The organism is Nocardia halotolerans (genome assembly GCF_042650145.1).
Classification (GTDB): Bacteria; Actinomycetota; Actinomycetes; order Mycobacteriales; family Mycobacteriaceae; genus Nocardia; species Nocardia halotolerans.
The window spans coordinates 484,572-509,464 of the sequence record NZ_JBHSDL010000030.1; the positions used below are offsets into that span (position 1 = coordinate 484,572).

The following is a 24,893-nucleotide window of genomic DNA, read 5'->3' on the forward strand; positions in this document are numbered from 1 at the left end:
GCTGGTGTTCAATCCGGCGGCACAACATCGATCGCGCCGGTTTGCCCTGTCCGTTAGATTAGGTAACGCTGCCGTGTGGTCGCAACGGAAGTAGTCAGCTACGACTGAGAGTTCATCACTGGTGTCGACGTTGTTAGGCAATGAGCCCGAACTATGCCGAGTTTCAGTGATCGGGGGTGATACGCAGCTCGACATCGGACTGCCTGCGACAGTGCCGATCGCCGGATTCATCGGCGACCTGGTGGCCCTGATCCGTTCGCGGAATCCGCGTCTGCCCGACGGCGACGAGGACGCCGCCCCGGTCCGTGCCCAGCATTGGACGCTGGCCCGGTTGGGTCAGGACCCGCTCGCCCCCAGCCGCACTCTCACCGAGGCCGAGGTCTACGACGGCGAACTGCTGGTACTGAGCCCGGTCACCCGCAAGGAGTCGCCGGCGCTGTTCGACGACGTCATCGACGCTGTATCCCGCCTCACCGCAGGCGAATTCCGTGGTTGGTCCGGTGTGGCGGCGCGCTGGGCGGGACTGGTGATCGCCACGATCGCGATCATCGCCGCGCTCGGTCTGCTGGCTGTCTCGCGTGCCGGCAGCGATCCACTGATCCCCGCGTTAGCGCTGCTCGGCACCGGTATCGCGGCGTCGGCGGCGGCCGGTATCGCCGCCCGCAAGTTCGCGGATCCGGTGACCGCCCATGGGCTTTCACTGCACGCACTGCTGCTGCTGTTCGGCGGCGGCGCCCTGGTGGTGCCCGGCCCGCTCGGCGCGGGACAAGTGTTGCTCGGCAGCGTCGTGCTGCTCGTCGCCGCGGTGATCGGCTACCGGGTCACTGGTGCCGGGGCCGGATTGTTCGCCGCCGCGATCACCATGAGCGTGTTCGGCGCGGTGGCCGGGATCATCTATCTGCTCTGGCATCCGGGGCTGGCCAAGCTGTTCGCCGGGGTGCTCGTCGCGGCCGTGATCCTGCTGTCGTCGGTGCCGCGCCTGGCCGCGCTGACGGCCCGGCTCCCGATCCCACCGGTGCCCACCGCGGGCGGGGCGATCGACCCGGCCGATCACGAACAGCGTCCGACCATCGAGGGCATCGGCGCGGTCGGCGCGATCGCGCTGCCCTCGGCGGCCGGTCTGGGTGAACGCGCCCGGGTCGCCAACCAGGTCCAGACCGGACTCGTCGTCGCCTGTGCGGTGGCCGCGCTGCTCGGCGGCGTCGGTGCGGCCGACCCGTTCGGCCCTTTCCATTCCGGCGGAGTCGCCCTCGCCGTGGTCACGGCGATCGTGTTGTGCCTGCGTGGCCGTTCCTACGCTGATCTTGTTCAAGCCGCCACACTCATCACCGCGGGCGCGCTCATCGTGCTCGGGCTGTTCGCCGGCCTCGGCCTCGGCCACGACTCGTTCGAATTCGCCGCGGTGGCATTGCTGTTGGTGACCGCGGGCGGCGCGATCGGTTTCGGCGTCGTCGGTCCGCATGTGGAGGTGACTCCGGTGACCAGGCGGATGATCGAGATATTCGAGTACCTGCTGATCATCTCGATGGTCCCGCTCGCACTGTGGGTCATGGACGTGTACTCGACCGCCCGAAACCGATGACCCGCGCACCGGTGCGGCGCACTCTGCTGCGGCTCACCTGCGCGGTGACCGTGCTCGGCGCGGTCGCCGGGTTCCCGGCACCGGCCGGTGCCATCTCGCCGCCGAGCATCGACGAGGGTGCGCTCGGCGCGGCGCTCGCGCTCAGCGGCAGGCCGGCCCCGCTGGAACCTACCGAACAGCGAGAACTGTGCGCCGAACCGGTGTTGCGTGGCAGCGCGCCGAGCGAGCCCCCGATGTCACAGCGCGTGCTCGACCTGCCGTCGGCCTGGCAGTTCAGCCGCGGCGCCGGGCAGAAGGTGGCGGTGATCGACACCGGGGTGAACAGGCACCCTCGGTTGCCCGCGCTCCAGGCCGGCGGCGACTACGTGAGCGATTCCGACGGCACTGTCGACTGCGACGGGCACGGCACCCTGGTGGCGGGCATCATCGCCGCCCGGCCTTCTCCCGACGACGCGTTCGCCGGGGTCGCACCCGACGCGGAGATCCTCAGCATCCGCCAGCTCAGCCTCGCCTACGAACCCAAGGACCGCCAGGGCGCGGACAAGCCGCCGGGCGCGCTGCGCAGTGACGGCTACGGCAGTGTGCTCACCCTCGCCGCCGCCGTCGTCCGCGCGGTCGACATGGGCGCGACCGTGATCAACATCTCCGAAGTGGCCTGCACCGCAGCGGGCTCCGATACCGCCGACGGTTCGCTCGGTGCGGCCGTGAAGTACGCCTACGACCGCAATGTGGTGGTCGTCGCGGCGGCGGGCAATGTGGAACAGGGCGGGCCGTGTGAGAACCAGAACGAAGGCTCGGGATGGGGTTCGGTCACCACCGTCCCGTCCCCGGCGTGGTTCACCCCGTACGTGCTCTCGGTCGCCTCGGTCGACGCCGACGGGCAGCCCTCGGCGCTGTCACTGCGCGGACCATGGGTCGGAGCCGCGGCGATCGGCCGCAATATCGTGTCGCTGGACAGCAAGCCCGGCGGCACCGGGCTCGTCGACGGTGTGCAGACCATGCAGGGGATCCAGCCCGTCAACGGGACCAGCTTCGCCGCACCATATGTGTCCGGGCTGGCCGCGCTGATCCGGTCGCGCTATCCGGAGCTGTCGGCGCAGCAGGTGATCGAACGCATCACCCGCACCGCGCACGCGCCGGGCCGCGGTCGCGACGACGCCATCGGCGCGGGTCTGATCGACCCGCTGGCCGCGCTCACCGCCCCACTGGCTGCCGAACCGCCCAGCGCGGGCGCCGATGCCGGCCACGCCATCGCGGCACCGTACGTGGCGCCGGAGCCGGATCCGCGGCCGCGCCGGATCGCGATCGCGGGCGCACTGACCCTGTTGGCCGCGTTGGGGATCGGTGCCGCGTTCGGTTTTCCGTTCCGCAGGCGCAAGGCCGACCTCAATCAGGAATTCGAGTAAGAGGGATCGATGGCTACCGAAGGTTTCGTCCGTCGCCCCCGGATCGCGCCACCGCGCGCACCGGGCGGTGAAGTCGCGCTCACCCCGCCGCCGGAGATCCAGCGCGCCATCCCGTCGCCGCTGATGATGAAGCTGATGCCCGTCATCATGGTGGTGGCGGTGGTCGGCATGATCGCGATGATGGTCTCGATGGGCCGCAATCTGCTGGCCAATCCGATGATGATGATGTTCCCGATGATGATGCTCATGTCGATGGTCGGCATGATGGCGGGCATGCGTGGCGGCGGCCCCAAACGCGCCGTCGAGCTCAACGAGGAACGCAAGGACTACTTCCGCTACCTCGACCAGGTGCGCAAAGACGTGCGCGGCACCGGCGTCAAACAGCTGGAGACACTCGGCTGGAGCCATCCCGAACCAGCCGATCTGCCCTCGCTGATCGGCAGCAGGCGGATGTGGGAACGCCGGCCCAACGACCCCGATTTCGGGCACGTGCGCGTGGGCGTCGGCAGCCATCGCCTCGCCACCAAACTGGCCCGGCCCGAGACCGGTCCGCTCGAAGACCTCGAACCGGTCTCGACGGTCGCGCTGCGCCGTTTCGTGCGCACCCATTCGGTGGTGCACGAACTGCCGACCGCGGTCTCGCTGCGGGCCTTCCCGGCGATCAATATCGGTGGCGACGTCGATGAGGGCCGCGAGCTGGTGCGGGCCATGCTGATGGAGCTCACCACCTTCCACGGCCCCGACAACCTCGTGATCGCCATCGTCTGCGCCGACCCGGACACGCACTGGGCCTGGGCGAAATGGCTTCCGCACGTCCAGCATCCCTCGGTACGCGACGGCCTGGGCTCGGCCCGGATGCTCTACACCTCGCTCGGCGAGCTCGAATCCGCGCTGCAGGCCGAGCTGATGGAACGCGGCCGGTTCATGCGCAACCCGCAACCCACCCAGGGCAGATTGCACCTGGTGGTGGTGATCGATGACGGCTACATCAGCGGCAACGAACGCACCATCAGCGAATCCGGTCTCGACTCGGTGACCGTGCTCGACCTGACCGCGCCCGAGAACGGGCTCGCGGCCAGGCGCGGCTTACAGCTCGTCGTCGGTGACGGCGCGGTATCGGCGCGCAGCGCGGCCGGGGTGGAACGGTTCGCGACCGCCGACGAGGTCAGCGTCGCCGAGGCGGAGGCCTTCGCCCGTGCCCTGGCCCGTTACCGGCTCGCCACCGCCGCGCAGATCGTGAGCCTGGGGGAGGGGACTGCCAGCGACCCCGGCCTGATGGCGTTGCTGCGCATCTCCGACGCGGCCCAGATCGACCCGGCGAGAGTGTGGCGGCCCCGTACCGCGCGCGAGCGGCTACGTGTGCCGATCGGGGTCACCCCCGACGGCACGCCGGTCGAGATCGACATCAAGGAATCGGCCGAGAACGGCATGGGCCCGCACGGGCTGTGCATCGGCGCCACCGGCTCCGGCAAGTCGGAATTCTTGCGCACGCTGGTGCTTTCGCTGGTCACCACGCACTCACCGGACGCACTCAACCTGGTGCTCGTCGACTTCAAGGGCGGCGCGACCTTCCTCGGACTCGACTCGCTGCCGCACGTCGCGGCCGTGATCACCAACCTCGAAGACGAGCTCTCGCTGGTAGACCGCATGAAGGACGCGCTGGCCGGTGAGATGAACCGCCGCCAGGAGCTGTTGCGCTCGGCGGGCAACTACGCCAACGTCAACGACTACGAGAAGGCCAGGGCGGCAGGCGTACCACTGGATCCGCTGCCCGCGCTGTTCGTGGTCGTCGACGAGTTCTCCGAATTGCTCTCGCAGAAGCCCGACTTCGCCGAGTTGTTCGTGATGATCGGGCGCCTGGGCCGCTCGTTGCACGTGCACCTGCTGCTGGCCTCCCAGCGCCTCGAGGAGAACAAGCTGCGCGGCCTGGAATCGCACCTGTCCTACCGGATCGGTCTACGCACCTTCTCGGCCAACGAGTCGCGCGCGGTGCTCGGCATCACCGACGCCTACCACCTGCCCAGCGTGCCGGGTGCCGGCTACCTGAAAAGCGATGCTTCCGAGCCACTTCGATTCAACGCCAGCTACGTCTCCGGTTCCTATGTGGCACCGGTCGGCACGGTCGTCGACGACGACGGTGCGCCGATGGGCGGACAGCGCCCGGTGGTGTTCACCGCCGCGCCGGTCGAGATCGACGCCGAGCCGCAGCGCGAACAGGCCGACGACGACCCGATCCTGCGCGGCAGGCCCGAATTGCCGCCGCCACCGCCGAGCGGTCCCGTCGCAGAGGAAGGCATCCCGGACTCGCTACTCGACGTGGTGGTCAAACGGCTGACCGGGCACGGCCGACCCGCCCATGAGGTGTGGCTCCCGCCGCTGGACGAATCACCGACCGCCGACATGTTGCTGCCCGACCCGGACTGGCGTTCGCCGGTGAACCGGCACGGACAACTGTGGATGCCGATCGGCGTGATCGACAAGCCCTACGAGCAGCGCCGCGATGTGCTCACCATCAATCTCGCGGGCGCACAGGGCAATGTCGCCGTGGTCGGCGGCCCACAGTCGGGTAAATCCACCACGTTGCGCACGATCATCCTGGCCGCGGCCGCCACCCACACCCCCGAACAGGTGCAGTTCTACTGCCTGGACTTCGGTGGCGGCAGCATGGCCGGTCTGGTCGGCATCCCGCATGTCGGCTCGGTCGCGGGCCGGTTGGACGGCGACCGGGTGCGGCGCACCATCGCCGAACTCACCAGCCTGATGCGACAGCGCGAGGAACGGTTCGCCGAACTCGGCATCGAGTCGATGGCCGAGTTCCGCAGGCGCAAGTTCTCCGCGCTGGAAGCGCGCCAGATCAACGGCACCACCGCCGCACCCGGCGACCCGTTGGCCGCCGACCAGTTCGGTGACGTGTTCCTGGTGATCGATGGCTGGGGCGCCATCCGCGAGGAGTTCGATCTGCTCGAGCCGTTGATCAACGCCATCGCCACCCAGGGTCTTTCCTTCGGCGTCCACCTGATGATCGGCGCATCCCGCTGGGCCGAGATCCGGCCGGTGGTCAAGGACCAGATCGGCACCAGGCTCGAGCTGCGACTCGGCGACCCCGGCGATTCGGAGATGAATCGCCGCACCGCCCATCAGGTTCCGGTCGGCAGGCCGGGCCGCGGTCTCACCCGCGAACAACTACACATGCTGATCGCGTTGCCACGCCTGGACTCGGACTCGAATCCGGAAACCGTCGCCGACGGCGTCACCCGGGCACGGGAGGAACTCGTCGCGCTCTACCCGGGCCGCCGGGCGCCCGAGGTACGCATGTTGCCGTTGAGCTTCCCGCGCGAACCGGTGATCGCCACCGCCAGGGAACAGGGCGTCACGCTCGACCGGACCAAGGTCGTGGTCGGGCTCGGTGAGTCCGAATTGCAGCCGCTGGTTCTGGATTTCGGTGTCGAACCGCACTTCATGGCCTTCGCCGACGTGGAATGCGGCAAGACCACGGTGTTGCGCAACATCGTGATGAGCATCGCCGAACAGTCCACCGCCGACGAGGCCAGGGTGATTCTGATCGACTACCGGCGCACCATGCTCGGCGTGCTCGAAGGCGACCAGCTGGCCGGGTATTCGACGTCGTCGCAGACCTGCGCGCCGATGATCCAGGAAGTTGCCGCTTACCTCGCCAAACGGATCCCCGGCTCCGACATCACCCAGCAGCAGTTGCGGGAACGCAGCTGGTGGTCGGGTCCGGAGATCTATGTCGTCGTCGACGACTACGACATGGTGGTCACCGGTTCGGGAAACCCGTTCGCCCCGCTGCTGGAGTACCTGCCGCAGGCTCGCGACATCGGTCTGCACCTGGTCGTCACCCGCCGCATCGGCGGTGTCTCGCGCGCGCTCTACGACCCGATTCTCGGCGCGATGAAGAACCTGTCGGTGCAGACGCTGATCATGAGCGGCTCCCGTGACGAAGGAAAGCTGATCGGCGATGTCCGCCCGAGCAAGATGCCACCCGGTCGGGGCACGCTGGTCTCGCGCAGCAAGGGCATCGAACTGGTCCACATCGCCGAACTGCCACCGCTGTAGGCGAAGGCCACGCACAGCTCAGGGCAGCGCTGGTGTGCCGGAACGGCGATGGGTCTGCCTGCGCACGGCCGGGCCGAACCAGCTGTCGGTACGACGTTCGAACAGCGCGCAGGACGGGCCGGCCGCCCGCGGAGCCGCGATGCGGGCGAGAACGAAGCCCGCGCGACGGTAGTAGTCGTGCAGATGGCGGTTGGCGGTCCAGGCGTCGAGGCGCACCCAGTCGCGGTGATTCTGGTCGGCGAGGCGGGCGGCGTGGGCGAGCATCCGGTCGCCGATCCGCAAGCCCGCGAAATGCAGGTCGACGATCATGAAGTGCACGATCATCGATTCCGACAGTTCCCGTGGTGTCCACAGCCCGGGATCGGAGCGATGGTTGACGGTGATGGTGCCCGCCGGCTCGCCCTCCACTTCGGCGATCCAGGTCTCGCCACGGTCCAGCGCACGTCCGACCGCACCGGCGAAGACCTCGATCGGGCGGCCCTGGCCGGCGACGGACCACTGGTCGGAGCCACGGGCGGTGAGCCAGGCGGTGCGCTGCACACGCAGACGGCAGATCAGCGGCAGATCGCCCAGGGTCGCCGGGCGCATGCCCACTGTCATGGCAGGGGTACGGCAGGCCCGGGTGAGATGCCGAGGGTGCGGGCGATGACGTCGGTGCCCGTCGCGTCGCCGAATTGGTAGGCCAGCCGGTTACGGCCCGCGAGGGATCGGTGCCGGGTGGCTCGGGTGACCCGCTCGTGATTGGCGCCGATGCGCAGGTGGTCGAGCAGCACGGTGCCGGTGGCCACGCCGAGCACTTCGGCCTCGGCCGCGGTGGCGGCGCGGGCGAGCACGGTGTCGCGGTGCGCGGTCTCGCCGTAACCGCGATCGGCCAGCCGGCGGGTGGTGCCTTCGGGAATGTCGTGGGGTGAGTCGATGCCCGCCGCCTCGGCGAGGTCACGGGGGTAGAAGCTCACCTCCCACGACCACGGTTCGTTGTCCAGGTACTGCACCACGGTGCGGGCCAGCACCCACGAGTCCACCGGAACGCCGAGCCACTGGGCCACTCGATCGTCGGCGGGTTCCATTCTGGCGCTGAATTCCTTCGACGGTTCCCGGTTGGCGGCGCGCGCGATCTCTTCGAAGATGTCGTGCGCCGATTTCGGTCGGTCCCGGCGGATGTGATCGGTGACCACCGATTCCAGCACTTCCTGGTTTCGGACGATGGTCCCGCGGGAAGTCGCTGTGTAGACCAGATTTTCGGCCACCAGCACCTGGATGGCGTTGCGTGCGGTCGTGATCGAGACCTGCATCTGCTCGGCCAGCTCGGAATGGCTGGGCAGCCGGTCGCCTGGTTTCCACGTGCCCGCGCGGATCTCCTCGCGGAGAAGGTTCGCGATCCGCAGATAGGTCGGACCGTCCGCCATCATGCTCCTCGGTAGGTCGTGCAGGTAACGAAGTGTACTCGTCTGGGTTACCTACGGCCGAGTAATGCTTGACAGAGAGCTTGCGAGGTTTATTGTAATGAACGTCCTGATCCGGTGCTGTGCGGCGACGACGGCGAGGCAACGTGGCTGGTTCGGAGAGTTCTACGGTCGTAATGGCCTTCCCCGACACATTGCGGTGTGTCGACCCTGCCGGGCCGCCGGCGAGTACCGGTCTGCTGCCCTACTCCGATCTACTCGTCCGGGCGTGTCGCGGACATCGGGTGGTCGGCGGGCCGCTGCTGTGGTTCGCCCGTGACCTGGCGGTCCTGCATGAGAAACGGGTGGTCGGGCGCGGCGGCCGCGTCGACACCGACCCGGTGGTACTCCGCGAGATCGACAGCCGCCGAAGCGAATTGGTGCTGGCCATCGACGACTGGGTGCTGCGCGGGGTGCCCCAGCACCGCATCGGCGCCACCCTGCACACCGAGACCATCGGCGCCATCATCGACCGGCTCGCCGAGTCGTCGGTGCGCGCACACCACGCGCTGATGACCCTGGCGGCCCACGACGAAATGCTGCACTGCGCCTGGCACCACCTGGCCGAACTGGCCGACGCCTACGACGATCTGGTGCGTGACGTACTCGCGGGCCGGCGTCGGCTGCCGGAGTGGTGAACGCGCCACGCCCGCACTGTCCGTGCGGGCGTGGCGTCTCCGGCGTTCAGCGGGAATCGGCGCTCAGCGGAAACGCTGGTGCTCGGCCCCGAACTCGTCGGCGACCGTGGCCGCCAACTCCACGTAGGCGCGCTTGGTGGTCTTGTGCAGGCGGTGCAGGTCGATCTCGGCACCCTCGGACAGGTGCTCGTCGAACGGGATGATGTGCACGGCGCGACAGCGCGACAGGAAGTACTCACGCAACTGCTGGACACCCACGTTCGGTGAGCCCTCCCGCGGCAGGTTGATCACCACCACCGCATTGCGGACCAGGTGATCGTGGCCGTGCAGCGACAACCAGTCCAGGGTGGCCGCGGCGCTGCGGGCGCCGTCGATCGCGGCCGAGGAGATCAGCACCAGCGAGTGCGCCAGATCCAGCACACCGCTCATCGCCGAATGCATCAGGCCGGTACCGCAGTCGGTGAGGATGATGTTGTAGAACCGCTGCAGGATCCGGGCGACCGCTCGGTACTCCTCGTCGTTGAACGACTCGGAGGCCGCCGGATCGCGTTCGCTGGCAAGCACTTCCAGCCGGCTCGAACTCTGCGAGGTGTGCCTGCGCACATCGGAGTAGCGCTCGATCGATGGGTCGAGCAGCAGGTCACGCACCGTCGAACGGGTTTGGATCGCGACACGCTGCGACAGGGTGCCGAAGTCGGGATTGGCGTCGACCGCGATCACCCGGTCGCCACGGATCGAGGCGAAGATCGAACCCAGCCCGGTGGTGGTGGTCGTCTTGCCGACCCCGCCCTTGAGCGAGAGCACCGCGATCCGGTAGTCACCGCGCACCGGCTGCCGGATCCGCGCCACCAGCTCCTGCAGGCGCCGCTCCTCCGCGGACATCCCCGGATTGATCGCCCCACCCGAAACATGGTGCACGGCCTTGCGCCAACCACTACCCGGCGCCTTCTTGGCCCGCTTGACCGGAACGTTGTCCAACGAGGGCGGCTGGTACCCCTGCCCACCCCAACCCGGTTGCCCGTAGGCGGGTGCGGGCTGCTGGAACTGGGCGGGCGGCACACCGGGCTGCTGGAACTGCGGCGCTAGCGGGCCATCGGGCGGCTGGAAGTGTGGTGCCTGGCCGCCGGGCTGTTGGAACTGCGGCGCCTGCGGACCATCGGGCTGCTGTAGGTGTTGCGGCGCGGTGCCGTTGGGTGGCTGTGCGGCAGGTGCGCTGTTGAACTGCGCGTGCTGCGGGGTGCCGTCGGGATGGAACTGCTGCGGCGCGGCACCATCGAACTGCTGACGCACCGGGAGCCCGTCCGGACCCAGGTATTGCTGGGCCGGAGGTCCGCCCACCTGCGGGGGCTGTTGTGGGTAACCGCTGTTGGGTCCCGGGTACGGTTGCGCGTCGGTGCCACCGGCCTGCTGATACTGCTGTGCACTCGTGCCGCCGGCCTGGTGAGTTTGCTGCGCGCTGGCGCCGCCGGCTTGCTGATTTTGCGGTGCGCTGGCGCCGCCGGCTTGCTGATGTAGCGGTGCGCTGGACCCGTCGGCTTGTTGACGCTGTGGTGCGCTGGAGCCGAGATTCGCTTGTGACGCATCATCCGGCAGCTGATGATGCTGCGCGTGGGTGCCTTCCGAGCGCAGATACTGCGGCGCGGGAGCGTAATCGAATTCCCCTGAGCCGTAACCAGTTCGCGGAGCCTGCATCGGTGCACCGCTGACCGGATGCGCGCCACTGTGGCGACCCGGGAGCGCGTGATCCGCACTGTGCGCTGGGTTCGCGCCGCCCGCGAGCCGCGGGTCATCGGTTCGCGAAATCTCCGTCTGCGCATCGGGGGCATGCGAAGCCGCGCCGTGCGTCGGGTCGCCCGGCATCGAATCGTATTGCGACGTGGGGTGAACCGGAGCCTGGGCGATCGCGTCGGACGCGTACGGCGAACGCTGGTCCGGCCCGGGGGCACTCTGCGGAGCAACGAACTCACCGGAGCTGTACGGCGACCTCTGCCCGGTGCGCGACGCGATTCCCTCGGCAGGGCGCGCCGGTCCTTGCGGCCCGGTGGCCGGTCCACTGCGATCCGACGGGCTCGGCGGAACCTGCGCGGCGACCGGCTGTGCGGTGGATTCGCCGGTCCCGTGCGTGGCGCCGGAGCCCGCCGCGTCTGCGACCGGCTGTGCGGTGGATTCGCCGGTGCCGTGCGTGGCGCCGGAGCCCGCCGCGCCTGCGACCGGCTGCGCGTTCGGAGCCGGGTCGGTCGCAGGGGGAGTCGGCGCGGAGCCGTCGTCCGGCGCCGCGTGTGGAGGGCGGATCGGGGCAGGCGCGGACGAGTCGGACGCCACGGCCGCGTCACCAGAAGTGTTCGCCTCGCTCGGCATCGACCAGGGGGCCGAATGGCGCGACTGAGCGTCGGGCAGCTCCGCTGCGCCGACCGACGGGTCCGCTGCCGACGCGTCGTGTGAAAGTCCCGCGCCCTGGTCGCGCAGCGGCGGCTCACCGGGGGTTGCCTGTTCCGCCTCGAGCCGAGCCGATTGCGGAGCACCGGCAGCGGGTTCGGAACCGTCGCGCACTGCTCCCGGTTCCCGGTCCACAGCGGCGGACTGCCCGGCCGGATTCGCATGTGGCCGCGCCTCGCTGCTCGACTGCGGGGCGGTGGCCGGCGGCGTGGACAGGCGGGGCGGGGCCTGGCGCGGGGGAGCGGGCGGAGCGGGTGGAGCCTCGCTCGGGGCAGGCGGGTCCGGGAGGGGCGGCGGGGGAGGTAGGTCGGGGCGCTGCTGCGTGGGACGCAGGGGCGTGAAACCGTTCGACGGGGGGCCGGGAGTGCGTACCGGAAGTGCCGTACCGGTCGACTCCGCGCTGTTCGGAGCCTGCGCGGGCGGACCGGCCTGCGCGGTGGGTGAGCCGGTGTGTGGTGCCGCACCGGGACCCGAATGCTGTCCACCGGTCGAGGGCGCCGGAGCCGACTGCGATGGGCCATGACCACCGGTCGGCGGGGCCGGGTTGCTCGGCGACGGGCCCGGGTTCATGGGCCACGGCGCGGCCGTGCCGCTCGATGGCCCCGGGCCGGCCGGTGTGGACGCGTATCCGACCGGCGACGCTCCGCTACCGGCGTTCCACGGCGCGGCATCGTTGCTACCGGTGTTCCACGGTGCGGCATCGTTGGGTGCAGGCGGTCGGCCGGAGCTCTGCCATCCGCCGCCCTGATTTTCGGGCGTGGCCTGCCATCCGCTGCTCGGGCGTTCGGCCTGCTGGTGGCCGGGGCCCAGTGGGCTCGACGACTCGGGCGCGGGCCGACGGGGCGCGTCGGTGGGCGGCTGCGGACTCGGCTGTTCGTTCGCGGCGTGATCGGGTTCGGCGGACTCGCGGTCCTTACGCCGGCGCCCGCCCTTCTTCTCTTTGCGCGGGCCGTCCTCGCCCCGGCTCATGAAGCGGCGGCGCTTGGGTGCTTCGTCGATCAGGTCCGCCTGCGGCAGGTTCTCTACCGGCGCCTCGTATCCGACCTGGGTGACTTCGCTTTCCGACAGCCACGGCGGCAACATGGGGAGGCTGTCGTTGTTGCGGCTCACCGGTGCGCTCCGCTCACCAGGGTCCCCCGATCTGATCGACCCACTACTTGCGACGTCGCAGAGTTTACGCGACAACCCCGGCGACGTGACGGGCGCCTCGATCGGCCGATGAGCGCCCGGCGGTTGGTGCGGCGTGGCGCCCGTTCGGGGTGTACGGTTCGGGGCGTTTTTGCCTCCGGGCACCCGTACCGGTAGTCTTGAGCGGCGGTGCACCTAGGCGCCGACTGTTCGCATGCATGCCGACGTAACGTCGGTGCCCTGTAGGTGAGCAGCTACGAGGTATTCCAACTCAGGTTGAGCATAACCGGGATCGCGGAGGATATGGCGAAGAAAGACGGGGCCATCGAGGTCGAGGGTCGAGTTGTCGAGCCGCTGCCCAATGCGATGTTCCGGATCGAGCTCGAGAACGGGCACAAGGTTCTCGCGCACATCAGCGGAAAGATGCGGCAGCACTACATTCGCATCCTTCCGGAAGACCGCGTGGTCGTCGAGCTCTCGCCGTACGACCTGTCTCGCGGCCGGATTGTCTACCGCTACAAGTGATGCCTGCCTGACGCCGCGAGCCCGCACCGGCACGCGGCGTCGCACGGTGTTCCGGCCCCGGCCGGAGCGCGCAACAAGACTTCCCCAGTCGTCGGCTGGGGAAAAACTGTGTTCACAGACCCTTGTGAACCCACAAAAGATTGGACGGACGTGAAGGTTCAGCCGAGCGTCAAGAAGATCTGCGAGAAGTGCAAGGTGATCCGCCGTAACGGTCGGGTCATGGTGATCTGCGACAACCTGCGCCACAAGCAGCGTCAGGGCTGATCGAGCCTCACCACCGGGCACCGATCGTCTGATCGGACTGACCGAAAAGAAGAACTCCCAGCTCCAGTTCGCGCACGAGGATTCGCGCGAACCAACCACCGGTACGGAGGCCGGTGCCCCCACTGCAAAGACGGGGGGACGGACAGGGAGCAGACCTCCGCAACCATTAAGGAACCTGCCACATGGCACGTCTGATGGGCGTTGATCTCCCGCGCGAAAAGCGCATGGAGATCGCGCTGACCTACATTTTCGGAATCGGGCGCACCCGCGCCTCGGAGATCCTGGCTCAGACCGGCGTCAGCCCGGACCTGCGCTCGAAGGATCTCAGCGACGACGACCTGTCGAAGCTCCGCGACTTCATCGAGGGCACGGACTACAAGGTCGAAGGTGACCTGCGCCGCGAGGTCCAGGCCGATATTCGCCGCAAGATCGAGATCGGCTGCTACCAGGGCATCCGCCACCGTCGTGGCCTGCCTGTTCGTGGTCAGCGCACCAAGACCAACGCGCGTACGCGCAAGGGTCCGAAGAAGACCGTCGCCGGCAAGAAGAAGTAGGGATAGCGTATGCCTCCGAAGAGCCGGGCCGCTGGCCCGAAGAAGTCTCAGAAAGCGCGTCGCCGGGATAAGAAGAACATCCCGCACGGCCACGCCCACATCAAGTCCACGTTCAACAACACCATCGTCTCGATCACCGACCCCGAGGGCAATGTCATCTCGTGGGCGTCGTCGGGCCACGTCGGCTTCAAGGGTTCGCGTAAGAGCACCCCGTTCGCCGCGCAGCTCGCCGCCGAGAATGCTGCCCGCAAGGCGCAGGAGAACGGTGTCAAGAAGGTCGACGTGTTCGTGAAGGGCCCGGGTTCGGGCCGCGAGACCGCGATCCGTTCGCTGCAGGCCGCCGGCCTGGAAGTGGGCTCGATCTCCGATGTCACCCCGCAGCCGCACAACGGCTGCCGTCCGCCCAAGCGGCGTCGCGTCTAAGCGGGAAAGGAACAGCTGAAATGGCACGTTATACAGGCCCCATCACCCGCAAGTCGCGTCGTCTGCGCGTTGACCTCGTCGGAGGCGACCAGGCGTTCGAGCGTCGTCCTTACCCGCCCGGCCAGCACGGCCGCGCGCGGATCAAGGAATCCGAGTACCTCATGCAGCTGCAGGAGAAGCAGAAGGCTCGCTTCTCCTACGGCGTCATGGAAAAGCAGTTCCGTCGTTACTACGAAGAGGCCAACCGCCTCAAGGGCAAGACGGGCGACAACCTGCTCCGTCTGCTCGAGTCGCGGCTGGACAACGTCGTGTACCGCGCCGGTCTGGCTCGTACCCGTCGTCAGGCTCGCCAGCTGGTCAGCCACGGTCACTTCATCGTCAACGGTGTCAAGGTGAACGTGCCCAGCTACCAGGTTTCTCAGTACGACATCATCGATGTCAAGGAGAAGTCGCTGCCGACCCTGCCGTTCCAGGTCGCACGGGAGACCGTCGGCGATCGTCAGGTTCCGGGCTGGCTGCAGGTCGTCCCCGGCCGCCTGCGCATCCTGGTGCACCAGCTCCCCGAGCGTGCCCAGATCGATGTGCCGCTGAACGAACAGCTCATCGTCGAGTACTACTCGAAGTAAGCGCTTGGTGGGGGCCGCTCGGATGGCGGCCCCCGCAATCACTGATTAGGCGTCAAATAGCGGACGCCCTGAACAGGAAGTAGATCCACATGCTGATTTCCCAGCGTCCGACACTGACCGAAGAGGTTGTGGCGGAGAACCGCTCGAAGTTCACCATCGAACCCCTCGAGCCGGGCTTCGGTTACACCCTCGGCAACTCGCTGCGGCGTACCCTGCTGTCCTCCATCCCGGGGGCCGCGGTCACGAGCATCCGCATCGACGGCGTTCTGCACGAGTTCACCACCGTTCCCGGCGTGAAGGAAGATGTCACCGACATCATCCTGAACCTCAAGGGCCTGGTCGTGTCCTCCGAAGAGGACGAGCCGGTCACCATGTACGTGCGCAAGCAGGGCCCGGGCACCGTCACCGCCGGTGACATCGTCCCGCCTGCCGGCGTGGTCGTGCACAACCCGGACATGCACATCGCCACCCTGAACGACAAGGGCAAGCTCGAGATCGAGCTCGTCGTCGAGCGGGGCCGCGGTTACGTGCCCGCCGTGCAGAACAAGGCGACCGGCGCGGAAATCGGCCGGATCCCGGTGGATTCGATCTACTCCCCGGTGCTCAAGGTGACCTACAAGGTCGAGGCCACCCGTGTCGAGCAGCGCACCGACTTCGACCGTCTCATCCTCGACGTGGAGACCAAGAACTCCATCACGGCCCGGGACGCGCTGGCTTCGGCCGGTAAGACCCTGGTCGAGCTCTTCGGGCTGGCCCGTGAGCTCAACGTCGAAGCCGAGGGCATCGAGATCGGCCCCAGCCCGGCCGAGGCGGATCACATCGCCTCCTTCGGGCTGCCGATCGAGGATCTGGACCTCACCGTCCGGTCCTACAACTGCCTCAAGCGCGAGGGTGTGCACACGGTGGGCGAGCTCGTCGCCCGCACCGAGTCGGACCTGCTCGACATTCGTAACTTCGGCCAGAAGTCCATCGACGAGGTGAAGGTCAAGCTGCACGCGCTGGGCCTCTCGCTGAAGGACTCGCCCGCCTCGTTCGACCCGTCCTCCGTGGTGGGTTACGACGCGAGCACCGGCACCTGGAGCGATTCCGGCACCTTCAGTGATACCGACGGCGGCGAGCAGGACTACGCCGAGACCGAACAGCTTTAAGGTCGCCGGACTGACCCGGTCGCCTTTCACAAGGAGAATCCAATGCCCAAGCCCAAGAAGGGCCGCCGGTTCGGCGGCTCGGCGTCGCACCAGAAGGCGATCTTCGCCAATCTGGCCACGGCGCTTTTCGAGCACGGTCGCATCACGACCACCGAGTCCAAGGCCAAGGCGGTTCGCCCCTACGCCGAGAAGATCATCACCAAGGCGAAGGGCGGCACTCTCGCCGACCGTCGCGAGGTGATGAAGGACATCCGCAACAAGGACATCGTGCATGCCCTGTTCGCGGAGATCGGTCCCTCGTTCGAGGGTCGCGAGGGTGGCTACACCCGCATCACCAAGGCGCTGCCGCGCAAGGGTGACAACGCGCCGATGGCCATCATCGAGCTCGTTCGCGAGAAGACCGTGAGCAACGAGGCCGATCGTGCCCGTCGCGTCGCCGCTTCGCAGAAGACCGAAGCGGCCCCGGCTGCCGAGGAGACCGTGGCTGACGCCCCGGCCGCCGACGAGGCCACCGAGGACAAGAAGGAAGCCTGATCTCAGGCGTCCCGCGAGCCCGTCACCCTTCGTGGGTGACGGGCTCGTTGTTTTGCCGAACGCACGAGCGTGGAGGATTCGATGGACGACACCGCCCAGGCACCGGAGGACGCCGCCGCGGATCCGGCGCACCCCATGCCGTCGCCCGAGCTGACCCGGGTGCGGCTCGGAGTCAGCTACGACGGCACCGACTTCACCGGCTGGGCACGTCAGCCGGGGTTGCGGACCGTGCAGGGTGTGCTCGAGGAGTCGCTGTCGAAGGTGTTCCGTGCGCCGATCCAGCTCACGGTCGCCGGGCGCACCGACGCGGGCGTGCACGCCGAGGGGCAGGTCGCGCACTTCGACACCGCAGGTGAACTCGAGCCGGACAAGCTGATGCACCGGATGGCCCGCTTCCTCCCCAAGGATGTGCGGATCACCGGCATACGCACGGCCCCACCGGAGTTCGACGCCCGTTTCTCCGCGATGCGCCGCCACTACGCCTACCGCCTCACCACCGCGCCCTACGGTGCGGAGCCGTTGCAGGCGCGCAGTGTGGTGGCGTGCAAACCCGGCGTGGATGTCGAGGCCATGCGCGCCGCTTCCCGAAACCTGTTGGGCCTGCACAACTTCGCCGCCTTCTGCCGCCGTCGTGAAGGCGCAACCACCGTGCGCGAACTACAGCGTTTCGACTGGGTCCGCGAGGGTGATCTGCTCACCGCGTACGTCAGTGCCGACGCGTTCTGCTGGTCGATGGTGCGCAGCCTGGTCGGCGCGGTGCTCGCCGTCGGTGAGGGCCGCCGCACACCGGACTGGGTGGCGGGTCTGCTGGCCGAGACCGAACGTGCCAGCTCCGTGGCGGTCGCCCCGGCGCACGGCCTGAGCCTGATCGCCGTCGACTACCCGCCCGATGCCGAGCTGGCTGCCCGCAACGTGCAGACCCGGGAGACCCGCACGGTTCCTGCCCGGGCCGAGGGCGGTTGCTGCGGCGACTGACCTCGACCCGCGACATCGCCCGACCCTCGGTGGCCGACCGCTGCTGATCGGCGAGGGACGTTCAGGAACGGACGAGGCGGGCGATCGCGTCGGTGGCCTCTTTGATCTTCGCTTCGGCATCGGGGCCGCCGGCCACGGCGGCGTCCACCACGCAGTGCGAGATGTGGTCCTCGAGCAAACCCATGGCCACGGCTTGCAGTGCTTTGGTCATCGCCGAGACCTGGGTGAGGATGTCGATGCAGTACTTTTCCTCTTCGACCATGCGCTGCAGGCCGCGCGACTGGCCTTCGATGCGGCGCAGGCGCTTGAGGTAGTCCTCTTTGGCGGTGATGTAGCCGTGGCCGGTGTGACCGGCGTGGCCGGTGTGCTCGTCGCCGGTCGCGGTGTCAGGGGTGGGTGTGGTCACCGAAGTTCTCCTCGCGTGGCGGGTGGCTCGCAACTGGCGAGCTAATACCCCCCTAGGGTACAGTTTCCGGCCGGAAATGTCAGATACGCCGGTCGAGCAGGTCCCGGTGACGGTTTCGACCGTCCCGGACGGGACAATCACCGGTATGAGTTCGCTTCCCCGGCCCGCACTCGCCGTCATCGGCGGCAGCGGCTTCTACGACTTCTTCGACAGCGCTGCCGTCCACGTCGAGGTCGACACACCCTACGGCGCACCCAGTGCGCCCGTCGCGATCGGCGAGGTCGACGGCCGGCCCGTCGCGTTCCTGCCGCGCCACGGCAAGCAGCACGAATTCGCGCCGCACACCTTGCCCTACCGGGCCAATATGTGGGCGCTGCGCTCGCTCGGCGTACGGCGGGTCTTCGCACCGTGCGCGGTCGGTAGTCTGCGCGCGGACTGGGGGCCGGGCACTGTCGTCGTGCCCGATCAGCTCGTGGATCGAACCTCGGGGCGTCCACAGACCTACTTCGACGGCGGCGGCATCCACGTCTCCTTCGCCGACCCCTACTGCGACGACCTGCGCACCACCGCGGTGCGCGCCGGGACAGCCGGGGCTGACGCCGCTGCGCCCTCGGCCGATGACGTGCGCGGGGGAGTGGCGTCCTCGGCCGAGGACCTGCGACTCGAGGATTCGGGCACGATGGTCGTGGTGCAGGGCCCGCGCTTCTCCACCCGTGCCGAGAGCCGCTGGTTCGCCGGGCAGGGCTGGGACCTGGTCAACATGACCGGCCACCCCGAAGCTGTGCTCGCCCGCGAACTCGAGATGTGCTACGCCGCAGTGGCTCTGGTCACCGACCTGGACGCGGGCCTCGAGGAGGGCGCGGGTGTGCACGCGGTGGACGTGTTCGCCGAGTTCAAGAAGAATCTGGGCCCCTTCAAGGAACTCATGCGCCGGGCCGTCACGGCCGTCGGCGGCACCGACACCTGCGAGAGCTGCCGCGTGCACGCCGGGGTGTCACTGCCGTTCGAACTGCCCTGACAGCTGTAACTGCGCCAGCACGAACGCGGGCGCACCGGTACCTCCGGGCAGCGGTGACACTTCGACGTCGACCACCAGCCAGCCGCCCGCCTCGGCGGCCAAGCGCAGCCCGGTGAGTGCCACACCGGCGGCTCCGGCCAGGATCCGCGCCCGCGCCGCACCGATCCGGGCCCGGTCGTCCGGGTGCGGAACGGTGCGTTCGTCGACCCCGCGCCAGCGCAATCCGGGCACCGGTTCCGACACCCACCGCACCGCCCGCACCTGCGCGGTGTCGATGATCGCCAGATACAGACCCGGCTGAGTGTCGCGCAGCAGTTCCAAGGTGGTGGCCTCGAACGACTTCGGTTGCGGCGGGACGCTTTCGGTGACGTCCACGGACACTCCGCGCCAGTCGAGCCGTCGCTCGGCGTCGTTGCGGGCGGCCACCAGCAGCGATCGTGGTCCGATCGCCGAGGGCACGGTGGCGATGCCCGACCACCGGCTTTGCGGATCCGAACGACTCAGGGTGGCAACGATTTCCAGCGCACCATCGAACCGGTCGACGCGCTGGAACGATTCGGCTCCCCGGAATTCGACCGGCTCGGAACCGAAATGCGGGCCGAGTCCCTGGGGGCGCGAGTGCACCAGCCTGGTGCGCGCGTCCACCCGGAAGGTCGCCACCGGCAACTCCTCGCTCGGTGCGTGATCGCCCACCCACACCTTCACCGCGTGCGTACGCCCATCGGGCCATACCACCGGCACCGCTCGGAAACGCAATTCCGACCACGGGTTCCGCGACCGCGGCAGGTTTGTCTCCACCGTGTTGCCCGACTCGTAGGCTCTGCTGATCAGCGGCTGCAGCCGGGCCGGGATCGCACGCTGATACGAGGTCCACTCCCGCGGGGTGGTGCCCGCGGTCAGCATCGACCAGGTATTCGCACTGCCGAGAGTCTCCACGAGTTGCCAGCGGCCGATGATCATGTGTTCCCCTCGCCCCAGGCCTGAACGAACATGACTGTGTCTATCGTGCCCGATCCGCCGGGCCGCGCCCGTGTCGGGGGTGCGTCGATAGGCTCGACGCATGGACACACCGTTGCGGTTGGAGGTCATCGTCGCCAGTACCCGCCCCGAGCGGTTCGCGCCCGTGGTGGCCGACTGGTTTCTCGGGGCCCTCGCGTCCCGGCCGGAGTTCGACACCGGCGTACTGGACCTGCGCGAGCTCCCGCTGCCCGTGGAGCTCACCGAAACACCGCAGGTCGACGCCTTCCGTACCAGACTGGCCGCCGCCGACGCGTTCGCGGTGATCACCTCCGAGTACAACCACGGCTACCCGGCGTCGCTGAAGACCGCGCTCGACAGCGCCAAACACGAATGGCGGGCCAAGCCGATCGGTTTCGTCTCCTACGGTGGCCTGTCGGGCGGATTGCGCGCGGTCGAGCAGCTGCGTCAGGTGGTCGCCGAACTGCACATGGTCTCGGTGCGTGAATCGGTGAGTTTCGCGCAGGCCAAACGCCGGTTCGAGGCGAGCGGTGCCACCACCGACGGCGCCGCGATCGACGCATGCGAACGGATGCTGAACCAATTGGCCTGGTGGGGACGGACTCTACGGACCGCGCGCGCGGTCGATCCCTATCCCGGCTGAGACGCCATCGCGCGCTGCCCGCGCGGCTGACCGATGTAGGTGGACTCGCGCGGAATCGACACCAGGGTCAGGTTCACCCTGGTGGTTCCGGTGCGCAGCACGACCCGGTTGCCGAGCGCGCCCGGCTGGAAGATCTCCAGGTCGGGGCGTGAGGCGGGCCAGCCGTTCGGGTCGGCGGTGAGATAGATCGTGGTGACACCCGCGTGCGGGGCGGGCGCGAGGACCCCGTCGACGACGGTGGCTGTGAAAGCCGCGTCGGACTGGTGGGTTTCGACCGCGATGGTGAGGCGCTCCGGGTTACCGACGGTGGTCACCAACTGCTCCCAGGCGTGGGCCCGGTCGGTGCGGATCAGCACACGCTCACCGACGGCGAGTGCGCGGAACACCAACTGCTGGGCCAGATACAGCTCACCGGCGACGTAGACGGTGGAGATACCGGCACCGATGATCCTGGTGGCGACACCGTTGCCCTCGTCGTCGGAGCCGAGCAACTGCCCGCACCCGGCCGAGGGCAGGTGCAGCGCCCCGATGACCTCGATCGGGTACTCGCTGGTCGGGACGGTGTCGTCCACGCCGGGTACCGCGATCGGCAGGTGCGCCAGCAGGGCGTCGCGGTGGCGTCCGTTCATCGACACCATGCCCTTGGTCTTGGCCTTCTCCGGCAGCTCACGCGCGGTGAGCCGCCAGGCGGCACCGACGTGCACCGATTCGGCGTCACTGCCCGGCCGCAGCCGCACGGCCACCGTGGTGCCGCGCGAGGGCGCCACCCACAGCTGTGCGAGCAGATCGGAACCGAGCTGTTTGGGGTCGACCGCGCTGCCGATGTTCACCGCATTGCCGATCTCGGCGTACTTCCAGCGCTGGGTGAGCGCGCGCGGATCGATGCCGGAGGTGATCTGCTGCACGGCTTTCCGGATCTCGGGCGCGGTCAGGATGCGTGCGTTGCAGTCGGCGTCCTCGAGGGTGCGCATGATCCGCTGGGTGGCGACGGTGACCGCGCGCGAGGCGCCTTCGGTGCCGCCGCCGCGTCGCGCCGCCGCGTCCGGGCACCGCACCGCGTCGAAGCTGATCGCCAGCCACACCGTGCGGTGCGCGGTGGCGGGCAGCGGACCCAGCAGCGACTCGTAGATCGCGCCGGCCGGTGTGCCGGAGCGGCTTCGGTGGCCGTGGCTGATGATGTCGATGCCGTTGAGCAGGATGTCGTGCTGGTTGAGGCAGGCGGCCAGCTCGGGCAGGGGCAGCAGGTGGGAGGCGTGCACGGCGGTACGGGCGATCCGGGTGAGCCCGCCCTTGGGCGCGAGCACCTCGACCACGGTGACCACTCGGCTGCCGTCCCAGTACAGGCCGAGCGAACGACCGTCGGCGCCACGGAAATCTACGGTGTCGCCGAGGGTGTACTCCCGCTTGGCGAAGAAGCCACGGCCGGTGGCGACCCAGTCGAGCAGGGTGCGCTTCCCGATCGGGATCAGCGGGATCAGCACCACCGCGACCGCGATGCCGAGCGACGGCAGTGCGGCCAGTCCGAAGACCAGCGCGGCGAGCCCCGCGATCAGGCCGAGGACCTGCGCGATCAGCAGGTGCTGCAACGAAATCCGACCGAACAGCGGACGCGGTCCCGTACCGGTGAACTCGGCCATTCGTTCCTCCCCCAAGTACCCGATTGTCGATCGGCCGATGGCCGAATGCGAACAAGTGCTGCCGGGAACTGTACTGTGTTGCCCGGACGAGAGCACTGTTCGGGGGAGGAACCATGCCTTCAAAACCCACTACGCGCTGGCAGGTCAGCGGCTACCGCTTCCTGGTGCGGCGAATGGAGCACGCCCTGGTGCGCCGGGACGTGCGCATGCTGCACGACCCCATGCGCGCTCAGACCCGCGCCTACGTGGTCGGATTGGTGCTCGGCATCGTCGTGCTGGCCGGTTGTGGTGTCCTGGCGCTGCTCAAGCCGCAGGACAAGATCGGCGACAGCAAGATCCTGATCGCCAAGGAGTCCGGTGGCGTCTACGTGGTGCTCGACAATGTGGTGCACCCCGCGCTGAACCTGGCCTCGGCCCGGCTGGCGGCCGGTGAGGCGTCCAAGGCGTCGATCGTCAAGGAATCCGAGCTCGGCAAGCGGCCGCGTGGTCAGCTGATCGGCATTCCGGGTGCTCCTTCATCGCTGCTCTATGACAAGGACGGCAAGGGCAGGCCGTGGACGGTGTGCGATCGGCTCAAGGCCGACGGCAGCTCCGCGCTGACCACCTCGGTGCTGGCCGGTGCACCTGAACTCGGGGCGAAGGCCACCAAGGTGGATCCCGGCAAGGCATTGCTCGTGCAGGGCAAGGACGCGGTCTACCTGGTGTACGACAACAAGCGTGCCCGCGTGAACATGGACGACCCCGCGGTGACCATGGCGCTCGGCGTGGGCGGTGCGACTCCGCGCCCGATCGGGGAGGGCCTGCTCAACGCGATTCCCGAGGTGCTGCCGATCATCACGCCGGTGATCGACAACCCCGGTGGCACGCCGCCGTACAAGGTGAGCGGCCACCGGATCGGCGACGTGGTCCAGGTCTTCAACGAGCCCAATCAGAACTACGTGGTGCTCCAGGACGGGCTGCAAGCGATCTCGGTGCTCACCGCGCGGATCATCCGCAACTTCTACCCGACGGTCATGAACGGCACCACCATTCAGTCGACCGACTCCACCTACGCCCCGCACGTGCAGACGCTGAAGGTGCAGGACTACCCGGCTGAGCGGCCGACCTTGATCACTGCCGGGGAACAGCCGGTGAGCTGTATGTCGTGGCAGCCGATCGCCGAGGCCGCCGAAGCCGCCGACAGCGTGGCGCGCGCCGAACTGTCGCTGCTCAGCGGTATCGACCTGCCCCTCGCGGACGACGGCAAGCTCGTCGACCTCGCCCAGGCCGACGGCGCGGGCCCCAACGTCGACTCGGTGCACATTCCGCCCGCCACCGGCGCCTACGTGCAGGCCACCGGCATCGAACCGGACAGCCGCCGCAAGGACAGCCTGTTCTACATCGCCGACACCGGTGTGCGCTTCGGCATCGAGAACGCTGATGCGGTCAAGGCCCTCGGGCTCGACAGCGCGAAGGCCGAGCCGGCGCCGTGGCCGATCATCGGGCTGCTGGCCGGCGGGCCCGGACTCAGCCGCGAGGACGCCATGGTCGCCCATGACGGCATCGCACCGGACCCCTCGCCCGCCAAAGAACCGGTGGCCGCGGCCAACTGAGTTCGATCACCGGTCGCCGGGCGGGGCTTCGCGCGCGGCGGTCAGGTCGTTCACCTGCGTCCGCAAGGCCGCCACTTCCTCGACCAGTTCGAGCAGCAGCCGTTCGGTGCGGTCGGCGGCTTCGTCGACGGTCTTGAGCTTCTCGACGATCCAGCTCGTCATGGTGCCGATGGCGAAGGAGATCAGGCCGATCCCCAGTGTCATCAGGACCAGCGACACCAACCGGCCCTCGGGGGTCACCGGGTAGACGTCGCCGTAGCCGACCGTGGTCACCGTGACCGTCGCCCACCACAGCGCGTCGGCGAAGTTCGTGATCTTGCTGTCTTCGACCCCGTATTCGGCGTCGAAGAAGGCCAGACTCGACAGCAGCAGGATCAGCAGTGAGCTGGTGAACACGAGGGTGACCAGGCGGGTGCGCGGCCGTGTCGCGCGGTTGAGGGCATCGAGCATCAGCAGCGCCGCACGCAGCAACCGCAACGGCCGAAACGGCGGCACCAGCACAACCAGCAGGTCGAGTGGGTGCTTGCGGACGAATCCACGGCGATCGGTGGACAACCACAGCCGCACCGCGAAGTCGCCGGCGAACAGCACCCAGATCGCGACGTCGGCCCACAACAGGCTGGCGTCGAGGCGCGGGGAGGGCGCGGTGTCGAGCACGCGCCAGGCGTACAGGATCACGAACAGCACCGCGAGCACCATCAACGGCAGGTTGGTGACGCGCTCCCAGCGCTGTCTGCGTGTTCTCGGGCGGGCGATGGTCGAATTCATGCTGCAACCTGGATCGACGGTGACGGGTCAGGGACCGACCGTACCGTGCCGCACGGTACGGGCCGCACCGCCGTCGCCGATGACAGCGGCGAC

The 24,893-nt window shown here is 68.6% G+C and carries 22 protein-coding genes; 15 read left to right on the forward strand and 7 right to left on the reverse strand.

Annotation, left to right across the window (positions count from 1 at the left end; genetic code table 11):
• Positions 1 to 121 precede the first annotated feature (121 nt).
• Genes eccD through eccCa form a run of 3 tightly spaced genes read left to right on the forward strand, consistent with a single transcriptional unit; the run spans position 122 to position 7,065 of the window.
• The gene (gene eccD, locus ACFO5K_RS25600) at positions 122 to 1,582 is read left to right on the forward strand and encodes a type VII secretion integral membrane protein EccD (protein ID WP_378568119.1); all 1,461 of its coding nucleotides are present in this window, start codon (positions 122 to 124) and stop codon (positions 1,580 to 1,582) included.
• Complete coding sequence (mycP, locus tag ACFO5K_RS25605; RefSeq protein WP_378568121.1) at positions 1,579 to 2,988, forward strand: type VII secretion-associated serine protease mycosin; 1,410 nt, start codon at positions 1,579 to 1,581, stop codon at positions 2,986 to 2,988. Before eccD ends, mycP begins: the two co-directional genes overlap by 4 nt.
• 9 nt (positions 2,989 to 2,997) lie before the next feature.
• On the forward strand, positions 2,998 to 7,065 hold the full coding sequence (gene eccCa / locus ACFO5K_RS25610; protein WP_378568123.1) for a type VII secretion protein EccCa: 4,068 nt from the start codon (positions 2,998 to 3,000) through the stop codon (positions 7,063 to 7,065).
• An 18-nt stretch (positions 7,066 to 7,083) separates the two neighbouring features.
• Here eccCa and ACFO5K_RS25615 read toward each other — a convergent pair whose 3' ends face one another.
• Both ACFO5K_RS25615 and ACFO5K_RS25620 read right to left on the reverse strand, forming a co-directional pair.
• Positions 7,084 to 7,665, reverse strand: a complete 582-nt coding sequence (locus tag ACFO5K_RS25615; protein WP_378568125.1) for a GNAT family N-acetyltransferase — start codon at positions 7,663 to 7,665, stop codon at positions 7,084 to 7,086.
• The gene (locus ACFO5K_RS25620; RefSeq protein ID WP_378568127.1) at positions 7,662 to 8,471 is read right to left on the reverse strand and encodes a GntR family transcriptional regulator; all 810 of its coding nucleotides are present in this window, start codon (positions 8,469 to 8,471) and stop codon (positions 7,662 to 7,664) included. Before ACFO5K_RS25620 ends, ACFO5K_RS25615 begins: the two co-directional genes overlap by 4 nt.
• 173 nt (positions 8,472 to 8,644) lie before the next feature.
• On the opposite strand from ACFO5K_RS25620, the gene ACFO5K_RS25625 reads away from it, so the two are divergent.
• Positions 8,645 to 9,145, forward strand: coding sequence for a DUF4254 domain-containing protein (locus ACFO5K_RS25625; RefSeq protein ID WP_378568129.1), 501 nt, complete (start codon positions 8,645 to 8,647; stop codon positions 9,143 to 9,145).
• A gap of 63 nt (positions 9,146 to 9,208) precedes the next feature.
• Here the strand turns inward: ACFO5K_RS25625 and ACFO5K_RS27505 are convergent, their stop codons facing one another.
• Entirely contained in the window at positions 9,209 to 10,738 is a 1,530-nt protein-coding gene (locus ACFO5K_RS27505) for a nucleotide-binding protein (RefSeq protein ID WP_449289697.1), read from the reverse strand.
• A gap of 2,274 nt (positions 10,739 to 13,012) precedes the next feature.
• On the opposite strand from ACFO5K_RS27505, the gene infA reads away from it, so the two are divergent.
• From infA to truA, 8 genes are all read left to right on the forward strand, one after another.
• Positions 13,013 to 13,234, forward strand: coding sequence for a translation initiation factor IF-1 (gene infA / locus ACFO5K_RS25635; RefSeq protein ID WP_003418601.1), 222 nt, complete (start codon positions 13,013 to 13,015; stop codon positions 13,232 to 13,234).
• Positions 13,235 to 13,384: 150 nt separating this feature from the next.
• Positions 13,385 to 13,498 carry a 50S ribosomal protein L36 gene (rpmJ, locus tag ACFO5K_RS25640; protein WP_025347279.1) on the forward strand — a complete coding sequence of 38 codons (114 nt, stop codon included), beginning with the start codon at positions 13,385 to 13,387 and terminating at the stop codon, positions 13,496 to 13,498.
• Between the two features lie 182 nt (positions 13,499 to 13,680).
• Positions 13,681 to 14,052 (forward strand): 30S ribosomal protein S13, encoded by a 372-nt coding sequence (gene rpsM, locus ACFO5K_RS25645; protein WP_378568133.1) that lies wholly within the window; start codon positions 13,681 to 13,683, stop codon positions 14,050 to 14,052.
• A gap of 9 nt (positions 14,053 to 14,061) precedes the next feature.
• Positions 14,062 to 14,475 (forward strand): 30S ribosomal protein S11, encoded by a 414-nt coding sequence (rpsK, locus tag ACFO5K_RS25650; protein WP_364697296.1) that lies wholly within the window; start codon positions 14,062 to 14,064, stop codon positions 14,473 to 14,475.
• A 20-nt stretch (positions 14,476 to 14,495) separates the two neighbouring features.
• Entirely contained in the window at positions 14,496 to 15,101 is a 606-nt protein-coding gene (rpsD, locus tag ACFO5K_RS25655) for a 30S ribosomal protein S4 (RefSeq protein ID WP_378568136.1), read from the forward strand.
• 89 nt (positions 15,102 to 15,190) lie between these two features.
• On the forward strand, positions 15,191 to 16,249 hold the full coding sequence (locus ACFO5K_RS25660) for a DNA-directed RNA polymerase subunit alpha (protein WP_022567324.1): 1,059 nt from the start codon (positions 15,191 to 15,193) through the stop codon (positions 16,247 to 16,249).
• A 42-nt stretch (positions 16,250 to 16,291) separates the two neighbouring features.
• Positions 16,292 to 16,783, forward strand: coding sequence for a 50S ribosomal protein L17 (rplQ, locus tag ACFO5K_RS25665; protein ID WP_378568138.1), 492 nt, complete (start codon positions 16,292 to 16,294; stop codon positions 16,781 to 16,783).
• 135 nt (positions 16,784 to 16,918) lie between these two features.
• The gene (gene truA / locus ACFO5K_RS25670; RefSeq protein ID WP_378568337.1) at positions 16,919 to 17,758 is read left to right on the forward strand and encodes a tRNA pseudouridine(38-40) synthase TruA; all 840 of its coding nucleotides are present in this window, start codon (positions 16,919 to 16,921) and stop codon (positions 17,756 to 17,758) included.
• Between the two features lie 61 nt (positions 17,759 to 17,819).
• Here truA and ACFO5K_RS25675 read toward each other — a convergent pair whose 3' ends face one another.
• Entirely contained in the window at positions 17,820 to 18,164 is a 345-nt protein-coding gene (locus ACFO5K_RS25675; protein ID WP_378568140.1) for a metal-sensitive transcriptional regulator, read from the reverse strand.
• A gap of 145 nt (positions 18,165 to 18,309) precedes the next feature.
• Between ACFO5K_RS25675 and mtnP the strand changes: the two genes are divergently transcribed.
• Positions 18,310 to 19,182: an S-methyl-5'-thioadenosine phosphorylase gene (gene mtnP / locus ACFO5K_RS25680; RefSeq protein WP_378568142.1), complete on the forward strand. Its 873-nt coding sequence runs from the start codon at positions 18,310 to 18,312 to the stop codon at positions 19,180 to 19,182.
• Here the strand turns inward: mtnP and ACFO5K_RS25685 are convergent.
• Positions 19,159 to 20,142, reverse strand: a complete 984-nt coding sequence (locus tag ACFO5K_RS25685) for a GAF domain-containing protein (RefSeq protein ID WP_378568144.1) — start codon at positions 20,140 to 20,142, stop codon at positions 19,159 to 19,161. The genes mtnP and ACFO5K_RS25685 overlap by 24 nt on opposite strands.
• A gap of 100 nt (positions 20,143 to 20,242) precedes the next feature.
• Between ACFO5K_RS25685 and ACFO5K_RS25690 the strand changes: the two genes are divergently transcribed.
• Positions 20,243 to 20,803, forward strand: coding sequence for an NADPH-dependent FMN reductase (locus ACFO5K_RS25690; protein WP_378568146.1), 561 nt, complete (start codon positions 20,243 to 20,245; stop codon positions 20,801 to 20,803).
• Here ACFO5K_RS25690 and eccE read toward each other — a convergent pair.
• Positions 20,791 to 22,440 (reverse strand): type VII secretion protein EccE, encoded by a 1,650-nt coding sequence (eccE, locus tag ACFO5K_RS25695; protein ID WP_378568148.1) that lies wholly within the window; start codon positions 22,438 to 22,440, stop codon positions 20,791 to 20,793. The two genes, ACFO5K_RS25690 and eccE, sit on opposite strands and share 13 nt — an antisense overlap.
• Positions 22,441 to 22,553: 113 nt before the next feature.
• On the opposite strand from eccE, the gene eccB reads away from it, so the two are divergent.
• Complete coding sequence (eccB, locus tag ACFO5K_RS25700) at positions 22,554 to 24,032, forward strand: type VII secretion protein EccB (RefSeq protein ID WP_378568150.1); 1,479 nt, start codon at positions 22,554 to 22,556, stop codon at positions 24,030 to 24,032.
• Positions 24,033 to 24,038: 6 nt separating this feature from the next.
• Here the strand turns inward: eccB and ACFO5K_RS25705 are convergent, their stop codons facing one another.
• A complete protein-coding gene (locus ACFO5K_RS25705) occupies positions 24,039 to 24,800 on the reverse strand; it encodes a potassium channel family protein (protein ID WP_378568152.1) in 762 nt (253 codons plus the stop codon).
• Positions 24,801 to 24,893: the final 93 nt, after the last annotated feature.